An 18842-nucleotide genomic window follows, 5' to 3' on the forward strand; every position below is an offset into this window, starting at 1 on the left:
ATCCGCTCGACCGAACGTCGGATAACGCATGCGGAGCGCAAACCGTGACGAGAGATACGACAGAGAAGAGAATCATCATGGGATACATCGCCTATTTCAGCCGGCCGTTCATGCTGGCGGTCGCCTTGTGGCCGTTCGTGTCGGCCGTGCTGACGGTGCCGGTGCTGGCGCTGCTGTACCACCGCTACAACCGCATCCGCTTCTCGCAGACGCTCGTCGCGTACGGCACGGTGCTATACGCGATCGGCCTGCTGTGCTTCACGCTCTACCCGATGCCCGAGGACCCGGCCGCCTACTGCGCCGCGCATCATCTCGCCCCGCAGCTCAACCCGTTGCAGTTCATCGGCGACATCCGCACCGACGGCTTGGCGGCGGTCATGCAGCTCGCCCTGAACGTCGTGTTCTTCCTGCCGCTCGGCTTCATCATGGGTCGCGTGTTCCGCTGGCCCCTCGCCGCGGCCCTGCCGGTCGGCTTCGCGACGAGCCTGATGATCGAGACGCTGCAGCTGACCGGTTTTCTCGGCTTCTACCCGTGCTCGTACCGGCTGTTCGACGTGGACGATCTCATCACGAACACGCTGGGCGCCCTGCTTGGTTTCGCTGCCGCGCGACTGTTCGACCGGCTCGTGCCGCCGCGCGCGAACGACCTGACAACGGTGACGCGGCCGGGATTCCTGCGCCGCTGCATCACGTACGCGATCGATCTGACGGTCATCACGGCCGTGGCGATGCCGACGACCATGCTCGTCACGGTGCTGTACGACATGCTCGTGGTGCGCGACATCGCGGTATGGCAGTCGATCCCGGTCGTCGGCCACATGTTCGGCAACGACGTCACGTTCTCCGACGTGGTGACGCTGATCGCATTGATTGTCTTCGAACTGCTGGTGCCGTGGATGCGCGGCGGGCGTACGCTCGGCGGCGGGTTCACGCACATGACCTGCGAGACGCGGGTGCGCTCCGGCTGGCGGCGCGTGCTGTTCTACGCGGCACGCACGGCGGTGTTCGTGATCGTGATCTTCATGCGTCTGATTCCGCAGGCCGGACTGTTCACGTTCGCACTGCTCATCTTCTACTGGGTGAAGAAGCAGATGCCGTACGACCTGCTGCCAGCGGATCCCGAGGCGGTTACGCAACCGGCCGCGTGACCGCGGACCTCCGGTTCGCCGCATGTCATGCGGCCCGGAACCGACGGGAAGACCGTAACTCAATGACACAATGACGTTCTTGTTGAGTTACGGCCGTTTCAGCGGTAGGAAACGACCGTAACTCAACAGGATCGACGCGTTGTCATTGAGTTACGGTCGTTTCGGAGACGGAAAAAGGCCGTAACTCAATGACAGACTCGTCGTTGTGTTGAGTTACGGCCTGACGGACCGACGGATGACGGCCGATCCGTCGCGCTATGTGCCGAACCGGCCACGTCGGTCGGCTATACGGCTGATCCGCTGCGTCGCGCACCGGATCAGCGGATACCGGATCACAGCTGGGATTCGGCGGGGAGCGCTTCGATCGCGCGCCGGGCGGCGACGAGCGCCTCCTCGAGCGGCTCGACCTGCGGATACCAGCGGCGCTCCCACTCAAGCGACAGCGGACCGGTGTAGCCGCCATCCTTCAGGAGCTTGCAGCATTCGGCCAGCGGCACGCGGCCGGTGCCCTGCAGCACCGGGGTCTGATCGCCCGGAAACGCGCAGTCCTTGATCTGCACAAGACCGCGGCCGTTCACCAGATACGGCTTCAGATACTCGAACGTGGTGGCCGGCGCCTCGCCGACGCGCCACGGGTGGGCGAGATCCCAGATGGAGCCGGCCTGGTTGCCCGGCGCGATCTTATCGAGATAATAGTGGATGATCGCGTTGCGTTCGCCGTTGGTGTGGCTGTCGTGCGTTTCGATGAGCGGCTGCACGCCGAGCTTGTCGGCGGTCGGCAGGGCGCGGGCGATGATCTCGGCGCCTCGCTTGGACACGCCGGCGAGGTTCATGCCCTTGGGCAGCACCATGCCGGGGAGCCTGTCCGGGTCCCACGAAGGCTCGAGCGGCGCGGTCGGGAAGACACGGACATATCGAGCACCGAGCACGGAGGCCATGTGCAGGCAGTGTTCGAGGCTCGCGACCAGTTCGTCGTCCTCGCGGTCGGTGTTGCACACCTGCACGCGCGAATCGACGCCGAAGATGGTCACGCCGGCCTTTTCGGCGAGTTCGTCGCGCATGGCCTTGAGCTCATCGTCGGTCGAGGCCATCGTGAACTTCATCTCGTCGCCGACGGCGACCTCGATCTGCTTGACGCCGGTGTTCTTGAACGTGCGAGCGAGTTCGTCCATCGTGTCATACGGTGCGCCGAGGGTCGACGCGGCCAGTTCCCATGTCATGATTCATGTTCCTTTCGGTATTGTTCCTGATGGTTTCAGTGTTGTTCCCGGTAGTCGAAGTACTGGAAGTCGGCGTGCGACTGTTTGGCGTCCATGTCCTGCGCGCAGATGCCGACCATGCCGCCGGTGAATGCGCAGCCCTTGATGGTGCGTTCCACGTAGTCGTCGCTGATGTGGTCGGCCGGCTGGTCGCCGCCGATCGCATGCCACGAGGCGTTGTCGGCATGCATGTTCGGCCCCTGTGCGAAGCGGAAGCGCGCCAAGGCACGTCGCACTTCCACGCGGATGCGCACCGGCCCGTCCTCGAGGGCGATCGCCTCGGAGCCATACGTCAGCTCCTCGTGGTCGCAGCGCAGCACCTGGATGATGCGCCGATCGGTACCTTCCGAATCGAACGACACATATGCGTAGATCCAGTTCTGCGTGTCGTAGTACAGGATCAGCCCGGCCATCTGCTGGTAGTTGGTCGGATTGAAATCGAGCACGGTCTCGACGTCGAAGTCGTACGCCTCCCAGCGCCGCGCGAACAGCACCTGATGATGCTGCGAGCGCAGCGACTGGTCGCCATACAGACGCAGCCAGCCGGGGCGGGCGGTGAGCGAGTAGTCCTTCTCGGCCGTGAGCGCACCGCGCAGGGTCTTCAGGCTCGGCGGAATGGCCGGGTCGGTTACGGATGTGAGCGGCACGCACGTCTGCGAGGAGCCGGTGACGCCGCTCCCCTCAGTCCGCTGCGCGGACAGCTCCCCTCCGAGAGGGGAGCCGGAATTCGTGTTCTCGATCTCAGCCGCGTCCGCCTCGAACTCGACACGCTCGGAGTGGTCGTTCCGCTGCACGACGCCCTGCGCGACGGCCGGCGCGGGCACGACCAGGTCCGGACTGATCGTGTCGTTGATCAGCCGCGGCCAGCCGTCCTCGGTCCAGTAGATCTTCTGGATCGCGGTTTCGCGACCGAGCGTGCAGTTGCCACGTTCGGTCAGGGGACGACCGCAGATCTGCGTGACGTACCATTCGTCGCCGATCTGCAGGAAGCAGCAGTGGCCGGACTTCTGCAACGGGTTGGTCGGCTCGTCGCGCGTGGTCATCAGTGGCGTATACGGCGAATCCTCAAACGGGCCTTCCAAAGACCGCGCGCGGGCCACGGTGGCGGCGTGCATGTAGCCGGTGCCGCCGGCCGCGCACAGCAGGTAGTACCAGCCGTTGCGCTTCAAAATCTGCGGACCTTCGCACACACCGAGCTTGGTGCCTTTGTAGAAGTGCTTGCGTTCGCCGACGAGCCGCATCGTTTCGGGGTCGAATTCCTGGATGACGGTGCCGGCGAACATCTGATGGCCCGGACGGTAGTCGTAGAGCATGTTGAGGAACCATTTGCGGCCGTCGTCGTCGTGGAAGATGGCCGGGTCGAAGCCGGAGGCGGTCACAAACGACGGTTCGCTCCACGGGCCGGTGATGCTCGGCGCGGTGATGACGTAGTTGAGCGTGTCCTTGAACGGCGCGTATGTTTTCACGTCGGTGTAGACGAGCCAGAACTTGCCGTCGGCGTAGCTCAGGTGCGGCGCCCACAGGGAGCCGGAATCGTAGTTGCCGTGCAGATCGACCTGCGATTCGCGGTTGACGGGTGCGGCGATCCACTCCCAGTTGACGAGGTCGCGCGAATGGTAGATGTCGATGCCCGGCCACCATTCGAACGTGCTCGTGGCGATGTAGTAGTCGTCGCCGACGCGCAGCGCGCTCGAGTCGGGGTGGAAGCCCGGCAGGATCGGGTTGGTGATCATCGTGGTCATTGGTGTCAGCTCCTTTGCGTTATGTCGTGTTCAGCGGTATGGCCGTTCAGCAGTACGGCGACGCCGTCGAAGTCGGTGAGACCGGAGACGGTGAGCATGCCGTCGTCCAGCGTGACGGTGACGCCGTCGCGGTGGAACGTGCGGACGATGCGTGCGGCGGTCTCGGTCGTCACGTCGCCGTCGACCGGCACGGTGATCGTTGCGGGCGCGTCGTGGAACGTGTGCAGGACGACGAGCGTGCGTCCGTCGGCCGTGGTGCCGGTTTCGCCGTCGCGTACGACGGCCTGCCAGCCGGTCGGATGGTCGTAGCTGCCGATCCGCGGCCCGTACCAGTGCGAGTCGCCGCGGTCGATGACCGGTGCGGCCGCATGGTAGAACGCGACGCCGTCATGGATGATCTCGTTCTTGCGGCCGGCGAATGCGGTCGCGTCGCCGCTGAAGCACAGTCGGCCGAGCAGTCCGGAGCAGATCTGATAGTACAGTTTGTCGTCCGGTTCCTCGTCGCGTACTACGGCCCAGATCTGCGATTGACGCGGCAGGATCATGCGGTGCATGTTCGCGGCGACGACGGGGATGTAGTCGCATTCGTGCGCGTCGGAGAAGCTGGCCATCGCGCCGATCGTCATGAAGCTCTGCACGAGACGGTGGCCGCCGGACGCGCAGATCTCGATCATGAGGTTCGGTAGTTCCTCGCGGATGCGGCGGAAGAACGCCTGCGACGCCTGGATCTGGTCGTACAGTCCCTCCCCCAGCGACGCGTGAGGATCACCCGGCGTTTCGCAGCCGATGCCGATCGTGTCGTTGTAGTCGACCTTCATGTAGTCGAAGCCGTTGCCGCGCAGGAAATCGATGACCTTGTGCGCCAAGTACTCGCGCACTTCGGGATTGCGCATATCCCACCAGCGGCGGTTGCCGGAGGTGATCGGCAGGCCGTCGCGCTTCAGGAGCCACTCGGCCTTGTTGAAGCAGTCGGGTTCCTCACGGCCGACGACCTCGAACTCGAACCAGATGCCGGCCTTGAGCCCGGCTTCGTGGATGCGGTCGACCACCGGTTTCATGCCGTGCGGGAACGCGGTCCGGCTGACCTCCCACTTGCCGAACTTGCTGGCTGACTCGAACGCCTGGTCGTCGAACCATCCGGCGTCGATCACGAAGTATTCCACGCCGAGTGCCTTGACCGCGTCGAGCTGTTCGGTGACGCTCCGCTCGCTCGGGCATCCCCAGGTCGAGCAGAATTCGTTGAAGATCACCGGCAGCCGGTCCTCGCACGCCGGCACGTGCAGGTCCTTGCGCACGTTGCCGGCCACGGCCTGCGCGGCTTCGTCCACGCCGCCGACGACGGCCGTCACGACCGCGTACGGCGCGTCGAACCGTTCGCCGGGGCGCACGACGTGCGTCCACTGGCCGAACTCACGGTCGGCGATGCCTCCGGACAGGCTGAGCCCATTGTCGCGGCGGTACGCTTCGATCTGCCAGCTGGACGCGTGCGTGGTCGCCGCCGCCCACGTCACGCCGGCACGCCGATCGGTCACGCCGACGAACGGCGCCCATTCGCGTACCGGGAAGCTGCCGATCGAGCCGAAGCGCACGGAATTCGCGCTGTACCGCTGCCAGCTCGGTTCGAGTTCGAGGTCTTCGACCGGCTGGGAGAGCACGCGGCCTTCGGCGCTCCACGTGCTGCGCAGCCGGTGGAGCATGAGGTTTTCCGGGTCAAGGCCGGTCTGGTATGGCGAAACGGAGCCGAGCGTGAAACTGGAGAGCATCTCGAACGTGATCGGCTGCGCGGAGTCATTGACGACGGCCGTGCGGATTTCGGCGGCGCGGCTGACCTTGGTCATGGTGAGCGTGTGCTCGTAGTGCCAACCGCGGTCGTCGGCGATGCGCGTCGTGACGGTGACGGTGCCGGTCGTCTCGTCACGACGTACGGTCGGCTCGCCGTAGGTCATGTGCTTGGTGACGGTGGTGGCGTTGCGCATGGTGCGGCCTTGGCTGAAGCCGAACGGATAGTCGTCGCCGATGATCTTGGCCTGAACGAGCGGTTCGGCGGCGCAGTCGTCGCGCATGATGTCCGCGACCTTGCCGGCCGGCGACAGGACGAGTTCGATGACGCCGGTCTCGTCGCGGCGGTATATGGCGGCGAGGTCGCCGCAGGTGACGGTTTCGAGGATGGTTCGCATGATTGATTCGATGTCCTTGTATCCGAGATTCGCGGACCGGGAACGGCGTTACCTTGTGAGCTTGAGCAGCCGCGTGATCTGCCCGGCGGTGCGTGCGACGTTCGCTGCGGCGTCATGCAGGAGCGTGTCGAGATCAGCCGCGCCGGGCGCGATGCCGAAGACCGCGTCGATGCCGATCGCGTGGAGCTCCTCGATGCCGTCGCCGATGTGGCCGGCGACGGCGATGACCGGCTTGCCGTACCGCTTGGCGGTTTTGGCCACGCCGGCCGGGGTCTTGCCGAACTTGGTCTGGAAGTCGATCGAGCCTTCGCCGGTGAATACGACGTCGGCCCACTGCACGGCCTCGTCGAGTCCCGCCCGGTCGATCACCAGGTCGACGCCCGGCTTGAACTCGGCGTGCAGGAACGTCAGCAGCGCCGCGCCGATGCCGCCGGCAGCGCCACCACCCGGCAGCGCGGCGACGTCCATGCCTAGCTGACGGCCGGCGACCTCGGCGAAGCGGGTCAACGCGTGGTCGAGCAGTGCGACGTCGTCCGCGGACGCGCCTTTCTGCGGTCCGAACACGGCGCTGGCGCCGTTCGGACCGGTCAGCGGGTTGGTCACGTCGCATGCGGCGATGATCGTCACGTCGTCCAATCGCGAGTCCAGTCCGCTTACGTCGATCGTCGCCAGATCGGCAAGCGCCGCGCCGCCCGGTTCGAGATCATGACCTGCCGCGTCGAGCAGCCGTGCGCCGAGCGCTTTGAGGATGCCCGCGCCGGCGTCGTTGGTGGCGCTGCCGCCGAGGCCGACGATGATCGTCGTCGCGCCCGCGTCAAGCGCGGCCTTGATGAGTTCGCCGGTGCCGTACGAGGTGGCGGTCAGCGGGTTGCGTTCGTCGGGAGCGAGCAACGCCAAGCCACTCGCTTCGGCGGTTTCCGCGACGGCGGTCGTGCCGTCGCCGAGCATCGCGTACCGCGCGGCGACGGGTCGGCCGAGCGGATCGTGGGCGATGGTCCGTCGCATCTGGCCACCGGTCGCGTCGGCCAACGCCTGTGCGGTGCCTTCGCCGCCGTCGGCCATCGGCAGCAGTCGGATGTCGGCGTCCGGGTCGGCCTGTCGTATCCCCTGCGCCATCGCCTGCGCGGCCTCCATGGCCGTCAGGCTCTCCTTGAAGGAGTCGGGAGCGCATACATATCGCGTCATGGCTACCAGCGTACCTCACGACACGCCGAGTCGGAAAGCGCTTACCCAAAAATTTCCAGCAAACACCATCATCAGCACAGCAAAATACACGATATACTGGTAAACGCTTAATACCCGTTTTCCACAGCAGTACCAAAGGACGGCAAACGTGGCAGAACAGAACGACAAAACGGCCCCCGCAACGCTGATGGACGTGGCGAAGAAGGCCGGCGTCTCCATCGCCACCGCGTCCCGCGTACTCAACGGCAGCACACGCAAGGTACGCAACGACTCCTACGTCAAGGTCATGGAGGCCGCGAAGAAACTCAACTACCGACCGAACGCCTACGCGCAGGCCGTCGCAAAGGGCACCGCGCCAAGCATCGTGCTGCTCGTCTCCGACATCTCCGACCCGTATTTCGCCTCCGTATCGCAAGGCGTCGTGAAGGCGGCGGGCGAACAGGGCGTCGCCGTGACGATCGGCGTGGCGGCCGGCCCCAAGGAGGAGCTGGAGGCCGTGCGCAAGGCGGTGGCGACCCGCCCGCGCGGCATCATCATCTCGGAAAGCGAATACGTCGACGCGCCCGAGCGCACGGCGCTCGAGGCGGAGCTCAAGCAATACGAGGCATCCGGCGGACGCGCGGTGTTCATCCTCAACCGCAACCTGCCGTTCCCGGCCGTGGACGTGGCCAACGAGGTCGGCGCACGGGCCATCGCAAAACTCGTGGTCGATTCGGGATACCGCCGGCCGGCGATCCTTAAGGGCGACGACAACCATCGGTCGTCGCGAGAACGCCTCGCCGGCGTGTTGGACGTGCTCGGCAAGGCCGGCATCAGCGTCGATCCGCGGGCCGTCGCCAACGGACGGTTCAGCAGGACGGAAGGATACGCGGCGGTGATGCAGCTGGCGCGGACCGGACTGCTCACGGCCGGTGACGGCGCGTTGTATGACGGTGCCGGCGTGGACGCGGTGATCGCGCTCAACGACGTGATGGCGATCGGCGCGATGACCGCGCTGCGTGCGAACGGCATCGAACCGGGGCGCGAGATCGGCGTGACCGGATTCGGCGACATCCCCTACTCCGCGGACGTGCACCCGTCGCTGACCACCGTGCACCTGCCCTTGATCGAAATGGGGCAGGCGGCGGTCGACTGCGTGCTGGCCGCGCACGACGAGGACGAAACCGCCGCCCCGCAACCCGCCAACCGGCTCATCTTCGTGCAGAGCGCGCCCGACATCGTGCTGCGCGAATCCCTGCCGCGCCGGTAGAACGGCGACGCGCCGGGCGGGTGATCACGACACGCTTGATACGTTCCGCACATTCCCGAAAAGTCGCCAATGTCGAAAATGCGTCAAGCGTGTCGTGATCACCCGGCCGGCGTGTCGCAATCAAATATGGTCGTGACCAAGTCATCGGTCACGACCATATTGTCCGCCGTCAACGGCGGCGATCAGGGTCTCACTCGCCGAATTCGAGCGGTTCGCCCTTGATCATGTGGGTCAGCTCGTTGACCACGTTCTCGCCCATGCCCTGCAGCTCGGTGCCTTCGGAACCGGCGATGTGCGGGGTGAGGATCACGTTCGGCATGTCCCACAGCGGCGAGTCGGCGGACAGCGGCTCGTCCGGGTCGGTCACGTCGAGGATCGCGTTGATGCGGCCGGTCTTGAGCTCGGCGATCATCGCGTCGGCGTCCACTACAGCGCCGCGGGCGGAGTTGATGAACCACGCGCCGTCCTTCATCATCTTGAAGTACTTCGCGCCGATCATGCCCTTCGTCGCCGGCAGGCTCGGGGTGTGCACGGAGATCACATCGGACTCGCGGAACAGCGTCTCCAGATCGACCTTGGTCGCGCCATACGATGCGGTCTCCTCGGCGTCCATCGAACGGGACTCCGCGAGCACGCGCATGCGGTACGACTTGAGCAACGTCATCAGGTGACGGCCGATGCGAGCGGACGCGGTGACCAGGCCCACGGTCTTGAGATAGTTGCCGGCGGTCGGGAACTCGACCTCGCGGTTGATGTATTCGCGACGTTCGCGGTAGATGCGCTCGGCGCGGAAGAAGTCCTTGTTGGCCATGAGGATCATCGCCATGCAGTATTCGGCGACCGGGATGCCATTGACATAGCCGGAGTTGGACATGAGGATGCCGCGCTTCTTGACCTCTTCGAGCGCTTCCGGGGTGAGCAGGCGCCACGCGTTGCCGGCGGCGGCCGCGATGCCCTTGAGGTTCGGCATCTTGGCGAGCGTCTCCGCGTCGATGCGGGCGTCGGGGCCCCAGCCGGAGAAGATGTAGTCGGCCTTGGCGAGACGGTCGTCGAGTCCGTCCGCGTGGAAGTCCTCGATGACGTCGCGGTCGACGTCGGCCACGGCGTTCAGCCGATCCCACTGGGTGTCGTTCATGAGCTTGTCCACCAGATTGGCGGGCTTCATGGTGAGGATGACGTTCGGCATGGTGATACTCCTTCGTTGGAAAGCGATTTCCGTTGTTACCACAAGAGAATAGCACATATAATTACGTCGAAACACCTTTGTGCGGTAACTTTGTTGGTAAGCCCTTACCACACAGGGCGCCATTCATGCGGCGTCACCGGCGACACGCCGGCCGGGTGATCACGACACGCTTGATACGTTCCGCACATCCCCGGTTTTCCGCCGCAGCCGAAAACGCATCATGCGTGTCGTGCGCAGGTCCCCGGCGTGTCGCGCCACCACCACACCCGCGCCCCTGCGCCGACAGCACAAACATGGCATCCGCGTTGACTTCACGCGCTCGAAGTTTCTATCGTCGTAACGGAACACATCAAGTCCGGAGGAGAGACACCAGTGAGCAACGCAACGCAGCAGCAGCAACACCAGCAGCCAGCCGACCACGAGGAGATCCGCCAGCAGCGGTTCATCGGCGAGCGCGCCGAGTTCTTCGCACACGACCGCCACTACATCGACTGCATCTTCGCGGACGGCGAGTCGCCGCTCAAGCATGGCCGCAACCTCGAGGTGACGTCGGGCGCGTTCCAGTGGAAGTACCCGCTGTGGTACTGCAACGACGTGATCGTACGCGATTCGACGTGGTTCGAGATGGCACGCGCCGGCGTGTGGTACACGAACCGGCTGCTAGTCGAGGACTCGACCGTCGAGGCGCCGAAGAACTTCCGCCGCGTGCGCGACCTGACGCTGCGCAACGTCGATCTGACGCACGCCGAGGAGACGCTGTGGAGCTGCACGGACGCGACGCTCGAGAACGTGGTGGCGCGCGGCGACTACTTCGGCATGAACAGCGAGAACGTGACGGCCGACCGGTTCCGTCTCGTCGGCAACTATCCGTTCGACGGCGCGCGCAACGTCACGGTGCGCGACTCGCGGCTCATCTCGAAGGACGCGTTCTGGAACTGCGACAACGTCACCGTCGAGCATTCGTACATCTCCGGCGAGTATCTGGGATGGAACTCGCGCAACCTCACGTTCGTCGACTGCACGATCGAGAGTCTGCAGGGCATGTGCTACATCGACAATCTGACGTTGAAGAACTGCCGTCTGATCAACACGACGCTGGCGTTCGAGTATTCGACCGTCGACGTGGACGCGCACGGCACGATCGACAGCGTGATCAACCCGTCGGGCGGCATCATCCGCGCCGACCGGATCGGCGAGCTGACGCTCGATCCGAACAAGATCAACCCGGCCGACACGACGATCGTCACGCGCTGACGTTTCGTGACGGCTGTCGCGCGCCGGACGTCACGTCTCGGCCGTCACGAAACCGACGTCAGGCGTTGAACACGTACCGGTCGAGGCGCGCCATCGCCTCCCGCACGCGGCTGAACGGCAACGCGAGGTTCACGCGGATCGCATCCGGCCAGTGGAACAGCGTGCCGTCCTCCCACGCGACGCCCACGTCCCAGCCGCGCTTGATCAGCTCGTGGATGGTAACGCCGTGGCGGGCGCACCACTCGGCGCAGTCGAGGAACAGCATGTACGTGCCTTGCGGCTTGGCGAGCGTGACGCCGTCGAAATGCGACGTGATGTAGTCGACCGCGTAGTCTACGTTTCCGGTGATCGTGGCGCACAGTTCGTCGCACCACTCGTGGCCTTCGGGTTTGTACGCGCCGATGAGCGCGTGCATCGACAGCACGTTCATCTCGTTGTAGTGCGACTTGGAGCCCTTCGCGACGATGCGGTCGCGCAGGTACGTGCTGTAGATGATGTGGTAGCTGCCGACCAATCCGGCGAGGTTGAACGTCTTGCTCGGCGCATAGAACGCGGCGGTGCGGTTGCGCGCGTCCTCGCTGACCGACTGGGTGGGGATATGCTTGTGGCCGGCGAGGATGATGTCCGACCAGATCTCATCGGAGATGACGACGACGTCGTTCGCGCGGTAGATCTCCATCGCGCGTTCGATCTCCCAGCGCTCCCACACGCGGCCGGTCGGGTTGTGCGGGCTGCAGAACACGGCGACGTGGATGCCGTGCTCCTTGACACGGCGGTCCATGTCGTCGAAGTCCATGCGCCAGATGCCGTCGGCGTCGCGGTGGAGCGGGCTGTGGACGATGTGGAAGCCGTTGTTCTCGATGCACTGCGTGAAGCCGTTGTAGGTCGGGCTGTGCAGCAGCACCGCGTCGCCGGGCGCGGCGAACGATGTCAGCGTGGAGATGACGCCGCCAAGTACGCCGTTCTCGTAGCCGATGTGTTCGGGGGCGAGTCCGGTGACGCCGTTGCGTTTGGACTGCCAGTTGATGATCGCGTCGTAGTATTCGTCGGTCGGCTGGAAGTAGCCGAACATCGGGTGTTGGGCGCGCTTGATGATCTCCTCCTGCACGGTCGGCACGGTGGGGAAGTTCATGTCGGCGACCCACATCGGGATCAGGTCGAAGCCGTCCTTCGGCGCGTCGGGGGCCATGCCGGGGATGGCGCCGAGCCCGTCCACGGCGAGGGCGTCCTTGCCGTGGCGATCGATGATGGACGTGAAATCGTAGGTCATTGGCTCTCTCCCTCCGGCGTGCGCGGCGTGGCGGTCCGGGCCGTCCCGGACCGTGGTCACGCGCGGTCACCGGTGATCACGTGCGGCCGCGCGGACGAATCTCTCTGTAGCTTAGTCGTCCCGCAGGGTGATCGTACGTAACGTACGACGTCGTGTCGCGGCGACGGCGACAACGGCTGTGACGCAACGTCCGGAGACCGTCGGCCGACCGTTGCGCAGGTACTGCGTACCGGACGGAAGTCCGGTTACGACAGCCCCGCAATGCGACGGAAGCCGTCGCGCAACGTCTGCGCGTCGCGCGGCACGTCGTCGAGCGCGCGGTGCAATGACATGCCTTCGATCATCGCGTCCATCAGCATGGCGGTGGGCGCGTCGAAGAACCGTTCGAGTTCGGCGCGGCTGGCGGCCATCCAACGGTCGGTGACGTCGCGGTACGACGGGTCGCGTGCGGCGAGCGTGTAGAACTCGAGGTTGATGGTCAGGTCGCGTTGCGTGCCGAGCAGGTCGCTTTCGATGTGGCGTGCGATCTGTTCGCACGCCTCGTCGGGCGTCGTCGCGGCGGCCATACGCGCGGCGAACCGGTCGATGCACTGCTGCGCATACTGGTCGAACGTCTGATGCAGTAGATCGTCCATGCCGTCGAAGTGATAGGTCATCGATCCGAGCGGCACGTTGGCCGCGGCGGCGACCACGCGATGCGAAGTGCCGCGCACGCCGCGTTCGGCGATGACGTCGAGGCACGCCTCGATGATGCGCTGCTTGCGGTCGGGGTCGAACCGTCGCGGCTGACGGGGCGAGGAGGCGGCGCGGTCCGCGCCGTCGGGTTCGGCAGCGGCTGCGGAATCGGTGTCGGCATCGTTGGTCATACGCAGCACGATACACGCGTACGCATACGCCCGTCCATTCCGCCCCGCAGCAAACGGCCGTAGCGGTGCCCGCCTTTCCCCGACTCTCCTCGCCGATCATCCACCCCTCCCCAACGGACATCCAGCCGATTTGGGTGATCGAATCGGCTGGATGTCCGTTGGAGGGGAAGACGGCACAACGTATCGGCCGCACCTTCATCGTCACTTTTTTAACGGACATCCAGCCGATTTCAGTAAGGTTATCGGCTGGATGTCCGTTAGGGGTTGAGAAGAGGACAGAGGTGAATTGCACCCCCCCCTAACGGACATACAGCCGATTTAGGTGGTCGAATCGGCCGTATGTCCGTTAAGCGGATGGGGATGGATGGCAACAGCGCACGAATGGGAGCGGAAGGCGGGCTCAGCCGTCATGCCAGGGCGCGGTAGGTGTCCTCGTCGACCGGCTCGAGCCATTCGGTCGAAGCGCCCTCGGCCTTGGGCATGACGGCCACGTGCGCGAACGACTCTGCGGGCGCGGCGCCATGCCAGTGCTTGGTGTCCGGCGGAATATATGCCACGTCGCCGGGCTTCAGTTCGACCGGCTCCTGCCCTTCGATCTGGTAGTAGCCGCGCCCGCCCACGGCGAGCAGGATCTGGCAGATGCCGTGGTGAATATGCCAATGGTTCGTGCAGCCCGGTTCGAAGGTGACATTCGCCACCGACACTCGCTCGTCGTCGGCGAGCGGCGCGAGATAGCTTTGCCCTTCGAAATACTGCGCGAACGCGTCGTTCGACGCGCCCATCGGAAATGCGCTCGGATTGTCCATGACGACTCCTTATCACTGTCGGCATCGAATATCGTCGGTCATCCCCGACGTTAGGAACTTCGAGCGCTCGAAGTCAACCGCACGAATCCCACGCGACACACGACACGTCACACGCCGCCCCGCACGTCACTCCGGACTCTTCAGCGCGCCGACCATGTCAATGCGGTCGAGCGACCGGTTCGTTGCCGCTTCGACCAGCACCGTAAACGCCAACGCAAGCACCGCGGCGGCCACGTAGCAGAACCACGCCACGTTCGGCACGATATTCATGCCCGGCAGGTCGAGCCGGCTGATCAGAAAGCCCAGCAATCCACGCCCGCACGGCAGGCCGATCGCGATGCCGAAGCAGGCGAGCAGCAGCATCTCCTTGTTCACGTAGCCGTGCACCTCGCGCCGGCGGAAGCCGAGCACCTTGATGGTGGCGAGTTCCCGTTCACGCTCGGAGATGTTCGTGGAGGCGAGCGTATACAGCACCACCACGGCGAGGATCGCGGCCATGACGACGATGAACCCGATCATCACGAAGAAGATGAGGAAGCTCTTCGCGAAGTCACGCTCCTGCTTGGCCGAACTCATCACGGACAAATAGATGTCGTTCTCGGCGATATCATCCGCAAATGCGATCTGTTCGTTCGTGTTGCCGGACTTCACGTTGATGAGGTCGGCGTTCGGTGCGAAGTCCGCGTCAAACGCGTGCTCGTACGCGGACTGCGTCATGACGACGATGTTGCCGGTGTAATACTGCGCGACCGCGGACACCATCACGGTAGCGGCGTTGGACATCGCGTCGTTCAGGTTGACTGTGTCACCGTCAGCGAGCGTAAGCTTATGCGCCGCGTTGGTCGTGACGATGACGCCGATGCCGTCGGCGTTGTTTCCGTCCTCGTCCAATCCACCGTTTCCGGAGCCGGATGAGTACGACCTCGTGTCAGACACACCCGGCAGCGCGATCGACGTGCCGTCCGCAGCGTGCAGATCGAGGTAGCCGTCGAGCGACTTGCCGTCGGGCACGACGAGCAGCTGTGCGGTGATCTGTGCTCCATCAGTCTGGCCGTGCGCCGTTGTCGCGTCGTCGGCGGAACCGTCGCGGTCCGCGCTCAGCGTCACGCTGCCGACCTGCAGCGGCAGGGTCGAGGCGACGCGCGCATCGTCGTCCAGCGCCCGCTGCGCGTCGTCGTGACCGGCGGCGGATGTGACAGCCATGACGTCGTACGTCGTGATCTCGCGGTGTTGGCGCGGCATGAGCGTGAACGCGGATGATCCCATGCCAAAGCCGGCGGTCATGAGCGCGGTACAGCCGAGCACGCCGACGATGACCATAAGCGCGCGACTTATAACGGAACAGGTTACGGGCGGTCACCTTGCCGAGGAAGCTCAGGTGATTCCAGATAAAGCCGACGCGCTGCACGATGATCGTGCGCCCGGCCTTCGGGGCCTTGGGCCGCATGAGTTCGGCGGGCTGCAATCGCAGCGATCCGACGGTCGCCGCCGCGGCCGCGCCGGTGATCACGATCACGAACAGCAGCACGCCACCGACCGCGATCCGCCAGTCCACGAGCAGCGGATAGCCGGGCAGTACGTAGATACGCGAGATCAGTCGGCGTGTGAACACGAACGGCAGTCCGATCAGGCCGAGCGTGTCGCCGAGCAGCCCGCCGAACAGGCAGGCCGCCCCCGAGTAGACGAGGTATTTGAGCATGGTTTCGTGGCGTGTGTAGCCGAGCGCCTTGTAGGTGCCGATGAGCTGGCGGTCCTCCTCCACCATGCGCGTGACGGCGGTCAGGCTCACGAGCAGCGCGATGACGAGGAACAGCACGGGGAACAGCGTGCCGAGGCGCGTGATCATCTCGCTCTGGGTCTTCACGTCCTCCCAGCTGGTGATGGCGCTGCGGTCGCGGACGATCCATGTGGCGCTCGGTATTGCGGCGACTGTTTCCTTGATGGCAGCCTCGGTTTTGGCGAGTTGCTGTTCGGCCGCGGTTTTAGCCGGCAGTCCGTTCGGCAGCGCGGCAATCGTGGTCTTCTGCGCGTCGAGTGTACGCATCGCGTTGTCGAGCGCGGCTTGGCGCACGGTGTCGGTGCGCGCCTGTTCACGGGACTTGCGGATGCGTTCGATCGCGGCGCGCGCATCGACGACCGTGTCGAGATAGTCGTCGTCGTACGTGTTCATCGCGGCCGCGCCGGCAACGGTGATCACGGCAGACGTGTACGGCAGGTCGGTCACGTTGCCGTCGTCGCTCGCGGCGAGCGCGTCGGCCGAAACGACCATCGGATACACGGTTTTGCCGCCGGAGATAAGCGCGAGCGGGCCGGACGGATTGACGATGTCGTTCGGGTCGATGATCGTGCCGACGATCGTGTACTTGCCGTCCGCGAACGTGCGGGTCGTCGTGTCCGCGACCCTCGACTTGCCCGACGTATCGTCCGCCGACGACCCGGCCGATTCCGTCGCTGCGACGGATGCGGCGCTCGCGGTTGTCATCGAATCGTCCGGGCTGAACTCGAGCGTGTCACCGATCGACTTGCCGGCGTCGTCCAGATACTGTTTGGTCACAGCGATCTCGTGACCGGCGTTCGGCAGGCGGCCGCCGGTCACATACGGACGGTCGATGCCGCGGTCGTTGAGCGCGGTGACGGTGGCAGACGACTGTTTGCCGTCGACCGTCGTGGTGACGGACTCGACGTGCTCGCCGGCCGCGTCCTTGACACCGTCCACTCGGCGCAGCGCGGCGATGTCGTCGTCATCGAGGCCGAGCGTGGAGACGATCATGATGTCATGCATGGACGTGTCGTCGAAGAATTCGTCGAGACCGGCGCGAATGTCGCGGCCGACCGAGTTGAGTCCGCCAAGCATCATCACGCCGACCGCGACGATCACCATCATCGCGGCGAAACGCTTGCCGTTGCCATGGATCGCACGCCACGCGTCCTTCCAAAGCGCTGTCTTCTTCATGCCCGCCCCCCTACCACTCGATGTCCGCGATCGGCGTCGGATTCGGGTTCGTCGTGATCTCGGTGACTCTGCCGGAGCGGAAGCGGATCAAGCGGTCGCCCATCGGCGCGAGCGCGGAGTTGTGCGTGACGAGTGCAACGGTGATGCCACGCCGACGGCAGGAATCCTGCAACAGTTGCAACACCTCCTTGCCAGTGGTGTAATCCAGCGCGCCGGTCGGCTCGTCGCACAGCAGCAGTTTCGGGTTCTTGGCGAGCGCGCGGGCGATGGACACGCGCTGCTGTTCGCCGCCGCTCAACTGCGCCGGGAAATTATCGAGCCGGTCGCCGAGGCCGACCTTCTCAAGCGTCTCCCGGGCGTCCAACGCGTTCGGGCAGATCTGGCTGGCGAGTTCGACGTTTTCGATCGCGGTGAGGTTGGGCACGAGGTTGTAGAACTGGAAGACGAAGCCGACGTCGAAGCGGCGGTAGTCCGTGAGCTGCGCCTCGTCGAACGTGGTGATGTCCTTGCCGTCGAGCCGCACGGAACCGGAGGTGGCGCGGTCCATGCCACCGAGGATGTTGAGCGCGGTGGATTTGCCGGCGCCGGACGCGCCGAGGATGACGGCGAGTTCGCCCCGTTCGATGTCGAAGGTGGCGTGGTCGAGCGCGCGCACGGCGGATTCGCCGCTGCCGTATTGGCGTACCACGTCGTGGAATGCAAGGAATGGCATGTCGATCGGTCCTCTCTTGCGATTGACTGTTGCGATTGACTTGGTGGGTTTGCGGTTCCAAGAAATACATCACCACGTCGGGTAAATAAATCCACGCAATTCGACATTGTGATGGGTTATCACAGGGGAACCGCATCATCGGGCCGACCATCGCACCGAAAACACGATATCGTGTTGAGTTAGGTACATCACACAGGCAAGGAGCGAACCATGGCACGACCAAGAGCCGAAGAACCGGGCGCACCGCAGAAGATGCAGGACGCGTTCTGGCGGCTGCTGGAGGACAAGCCGTACGCACAGATCACCATCAGCGACATCACGCGCGCGAGCGGACTCAACCGCAGCGCGTTCTACTACCACTACGCCAACATCCCCGAGCTGGCCGACGACGCGATCGCCGCGATCTACGAGGAGTCGGACATCACCGCATTCATCATGCACGTCATTCATCAGGACGAGAGTCTCGACGACATCCGCGACTATGCGCTCGCCTGTCTGGCCTCGCCGCAGCGCATCCGCAGCATCCGCCGTCTGTCGCTCATCGCCGGACCGCACGGTTCGGCCGGCCTTGCGGCGCAGCTCAAAGCATATGTCATCGAAATCTGGCTGGCGGCGCTCGGACGCGACCCCGCCACGCTGAACCCCGGCCAGCGCCTGCTGCTGGAGTTTGCATCCAGCGGCATGCTCGGCGTGCTCGCCAAGGCGCCGGCCCTGCTCACGCCGGAGAACGTCGAGTGGCTCAGCCGTTCCATCATGCCGAGCATCGTCTCCCAGCTCGTCAATTCGCTCAAGAACGACGTCTCATCGAAGACATCCATCACCGGCAGCGGTTCCTCCGCTGACCAGTTTGCCGATTGAGAGGCTGTTTTCGTTTCTGCAGACATCAGTTCGACGATCGAGAGGCGCCTGTGCCGCCGAAGAACCGCCAACGAACCACAAAAACCGGTCGTGCGGCCGCGTTCGCCATGCTCTGACCCGTTCGAAGAGCCTCTCGATCGTCAAACTGACCGTTGCAACAACCGATTATTGCCTCTC

General features: G+C 64.8%; 15 protein-coding genes. 4 read left to right on the forward strand and 11 right to left on the reverse strand.

Going from position 1 to position 18842, the window contains the following annotated elements:
• Nucleotides 1–77: 77 nt before the first annotated feature.
• Entirely contained in the window at nucleotides 78–1148 is a 1071-nt protein-coding gene (locus tag DSM100688_RS10015; RefSeq protein WP_152358955.1) for a VanZ family protein, read from the forward strand.
• Between the two features lie 332 nt (nucleotides 1149–1480).
• Here DSM100688_RS10015 and DSM100688_RS10020 read toward each other — a convergent pair whose 3' ends face one another.
• The 4 genes from DSM100688_RS10020 to DSM100688_RS10035 are packed head-to-tail and all read right to left on the reverse strand — an operon-like array spanning nucleotide 1481 to nucleotide 7511.
• Nucleotides 1481–2368, reverse strand: coding sequence for a sugar phosphate isomerase/epimerase family protein (locus DSM100688_RS10020; protein WP_152358956.1), 888 nt, complete (start codon nucleotides 2366–2368; stop codon nucleotides 1481–1483).
• Between the two features lie 35 nt (nucleotides 2369–2403).
• Nucleotides 2404–4149: a glycoside hydrolase family 43 protein gene (locus tag DSM100688_RS10025; protein ID WP_163146942.1), complete on the reverse strand. Its 1746-nt coding sequence runs from the start codon at nucleotides 4147–4149 to the stop codon at nucleotides 2404–2406.
• A 5-nt stretch (nucleotides 4150–4154) separates the two neighbouring features.
• Nucleotides 4155–6326 carry a glycoside hydrolase family 36 protein gene (locus DSM100688_RS10030; RefSeq protein WP_152358957.1) on the reverse strand — a complete coding sequence of 724 codons (2172 nt, stop codon included), beginning with the start codon at nucleotides 6324–6326 and terminating at the stop codon, nucleotides 4155–4157.
• Nucleotides 6327–6374: 48 nt separating this feature from the next.
• Nucleotides 6375–7511, reverse strand: coding sequence for a glycerate kinase (locus tag DSM100688_RS10035; protein WP_152358958.1), 1137 nt, complete (start codon nucleotides 7509–7511; stop codon nucleotides 6375–6377).
• A gap of 148 nt (nucleotides 7512–7659) precedes the next feature.
• Between DSM100688_RS10035 and DSM100688_RS10040 the strand changes: the two genes are divergently transcribed.
• Complete coding sequence (locus DSM100688_RS10040) at nucleotides 7660–8760, forward strand: LacI family DNA-binding transcriptional regulator (protein ID WP_152358959.1); 1101 nt, start codon at nucleotides 7660–7662, stop codon at nucleotides 8758–8760.
• Nucleotides 8761–8950: 190 nt separating this feature from the next.
• Here the strand turns inward: DSM100688_RS10040 and DSM100688_RS10045 are convergent, their stop codons facing one another.
• Nucleotides 8951–9946 carry a hydroxyacid dehydrogenase gene (locus DSM100688_RS10045; protein WP_163146940.1) on the reverse strand — a complete coding sequence of 332 codons (996 nt, stop codon included), beginning with the start codon at nucleotides 9944–9946 and terminating at the stop codon, nucleotides 8951–8953.
• 372 nt (nucleotides 9947–10318) lie between these two features.
• Between DSM100688_RS10045 and DSM100688_RS10050 the strand changes: the two genes are divergently transcribed.
• Nucleotides 10319–11200, forward strand: coding sequence for a DUF3737 family protein (locus DSM100688_RS10050; protein ID WP_152358961.1), 882 nt, complete (start codon nucleotides 10319–10321; stop codon nucleotides 11198–11200).
• Between the two features lie 58 nt (nucleotides 11201–11258).
• On the opposite strand, the gene DSM100688_RS10055 is transcribed toward DSM100688_RS10050, so the two are convergent.
• The 6 genes from DSM100688_RS10055 to DSM100688_RS10080 form a co-directional block, all read right to left on the reverse strand.
• On the reverse strand, nucleotides 11259–12470 hold the full coding sequence (locus DSM100688_RS10055; protein ID WP_152358962.1) for a MalY/PatB family protein: 1212 nt from the start codon (nucleotides 12468–12470) through the stop codon (nucleotides 11259–11261).
• Nucleotides 12471–12715: 245 nt separating this feature from the next.
• On the reverse strand, nucleotides 12716–13336 hold the full coding sequence (locus DSM100688_RS10060; protein ID WP_152358963.1) for a TetR/AcrR family transcriptional regulator: 621 nt from the start codon (nucleotides 13334–13336) through the stop codon (nucleotides 12716–12718).
• Between the two features lie 407 nt (nucleotides 13337–13743).
• Nucleotides 13744–14142 carry a cupin domain-containing protein gene (locus tag DSM100688_RS10065; RefSeq protein WP_152358964.1) on the reverse strand — a complete coding sequence of 133 codons (399 nt, stop codon included), beginning with the start codon at nucleotides 14140–14142 and terminating at the stop codon, nucleotides 13744–13746.
• A gap of 126 nt (nucleotides 14143–14268) precedes the next feature.
• Nucleotides 14269–14925: an ABC transporter permease gene (locus DSM100688_RS12285; RefSeq protein WP_338070098.1), complete on the reverse strand. Its 657-nt coding sequence runs from the start codon at nucleotides 14923–14925 to the stop codon at nucleotides 14269–14271.
• Between the two features lie 259 nt (nucleotides 14926–15184).
• Nucleotides 15185–17095, reverse strand: a complete 1911-nt coding sequence (locus DSM100688_RS12145) for an FtsX-like permease family protein (RefSeq protein WP_152358966.1) — start codon at nucleotides 17093–17095, stop codon at nucleotides 15185–15187.
• Nucleotides 17096–17105: 10 nt separating this feature from the next.
• On the reverse strand, nucleotides 17106–17807 hold the full coding sequence (locus DSM100688_RS10080; protein ID WP_152358967.1) for an ABC transporter ATP-binding protein: 702 nt from the start codon (nucleotides 17805–17807) through the stop codon (nucleotides 17106–17108).
• A 210-nt stretch (nucleotides 17808–18017) separates the two neighbouring features.
• On the opposite strand from DSM100688_RS10080, the gene DSM100688_RS10085 reads away from it, so the two are divergent.
• Nucleotides 18018–18665, forward strand: a complete 648-nt coding sequence (locus DSM100688_RS10085; RefSeq protein WP_152358968.1) for a TetR/AcrR family transcriptional regulator — start codon at nucleotides 18018–18020, stop codon at nucleotides 18663–18665.
• Nucleotides 18666–18842 lie beyond the last annotated feature (177 nt).

The organism is Bifidobacterium ramosum (assembly GCF_009299505.1).
GTDB classification, from domain to species: domain Bacteria; phylum Actinomycetota; class Actinomycetes; order Actinomycetales; family Bifidobacteriaceae; genus Bifidobacterium; species Bifidobacterium ramosum.

Excerpts from the sequence above, each read along its gene's own strand:
- DSM100688_RS10080 (WP_152358967.1), bottom strand. The coding sequence starts at position 17,807 with ATGCCATTCCTTGCATTCCACGACGTGGTACGCCAATACGGCAGCGGC.
- DSM100688_RS12145 (WP_152358966.1), bottom strand. The coding sequence starts at position 17,095 with ATGAAGAAGACAGCGCTTTGGAAGGACGCGTGGCGTGCGATCCATGGC.
- DSM100688_RS10055 (WP_152358962.1), bottom strand. The coding sequence starts at position 12,470 with ATGACCTACGATTTCACGTCCATCATCGATCGCCACGGCAAGGACGCC.
- DSM100688_RS10085 (WP_152358968.1), top strand. The coding sequence starts at position 18,018 with ATGGCACGACCAAGAGCCGAAGAACCGGGCGCACCGCAGAAGATGCAG.
- DSM100688_RS10045 (WP_163146940.1), bottom strand. The coding sequence starts at position 9,946 with ATGCCGAACGTCATCCTCACCATGAAGCCCGCCAATCTGGTGGACAAG.
- DSM100688_RS10065 (WP_152358964.1), bottom strand. The coding sequence starts at position 14,142 with ATGGACAATCCGAGCGCATTTCCGATGGGCGCGTCGAACGACGCGTTC.
- DSM100688_RS10030 (WP_152358957.1), bottom strand. The coding sequence starts at position 6,326 with ATGCGAACCATCCTCGAAACCGTCACCTGCGGCGACCTCGCCGCCATA.
- DSM100688_RS10015 (WP_152358955.1), top strand. The coding sequence starts at position 78 with ATGGGATACATCGCCTATTTCAGCCGGCCGTTCATGCTGGCGGTCGCC.
- DSM100688_RS10025 (WP_163146942.1), bottom strand. The coding sequence starts at position 4,149 with ATGACCACGATGATCACCAACCCGATCCTGCCGGGCTTCCACCCCGAC.
- DSM100688_RS10035 (WP_152358958.1), bottom strand. The coding sequence starts at position 7,511 with ATGACGCGATATGTATGCGCTCCCGACTCCTTCAAGGAGAGCCTGACG.
- DSM100688_RS10020 (WP_152358956.1), bottom strand. The coding sequence starts at position 2,368 with ATGACATGGGAACTGGCCGCGTCGACCCTCGGCGCACCGTATGACACG.
- DSM100688_RS10060 (WP_152358963.1), bottom strand. The coding sequence starts at position 13,336 with ATGACCAACGATGCCGACACCGATTCCGCAGCCGCTGCCGAACCCGAC.
- DSM100688_RS12285 (WP_338070098.1), bottom strand. The coding sequence starts at position 14,925 with ATGTCCAACGCCGCTACCGTGATGGTGTCCGCGGTCGCGCAGTATTAC.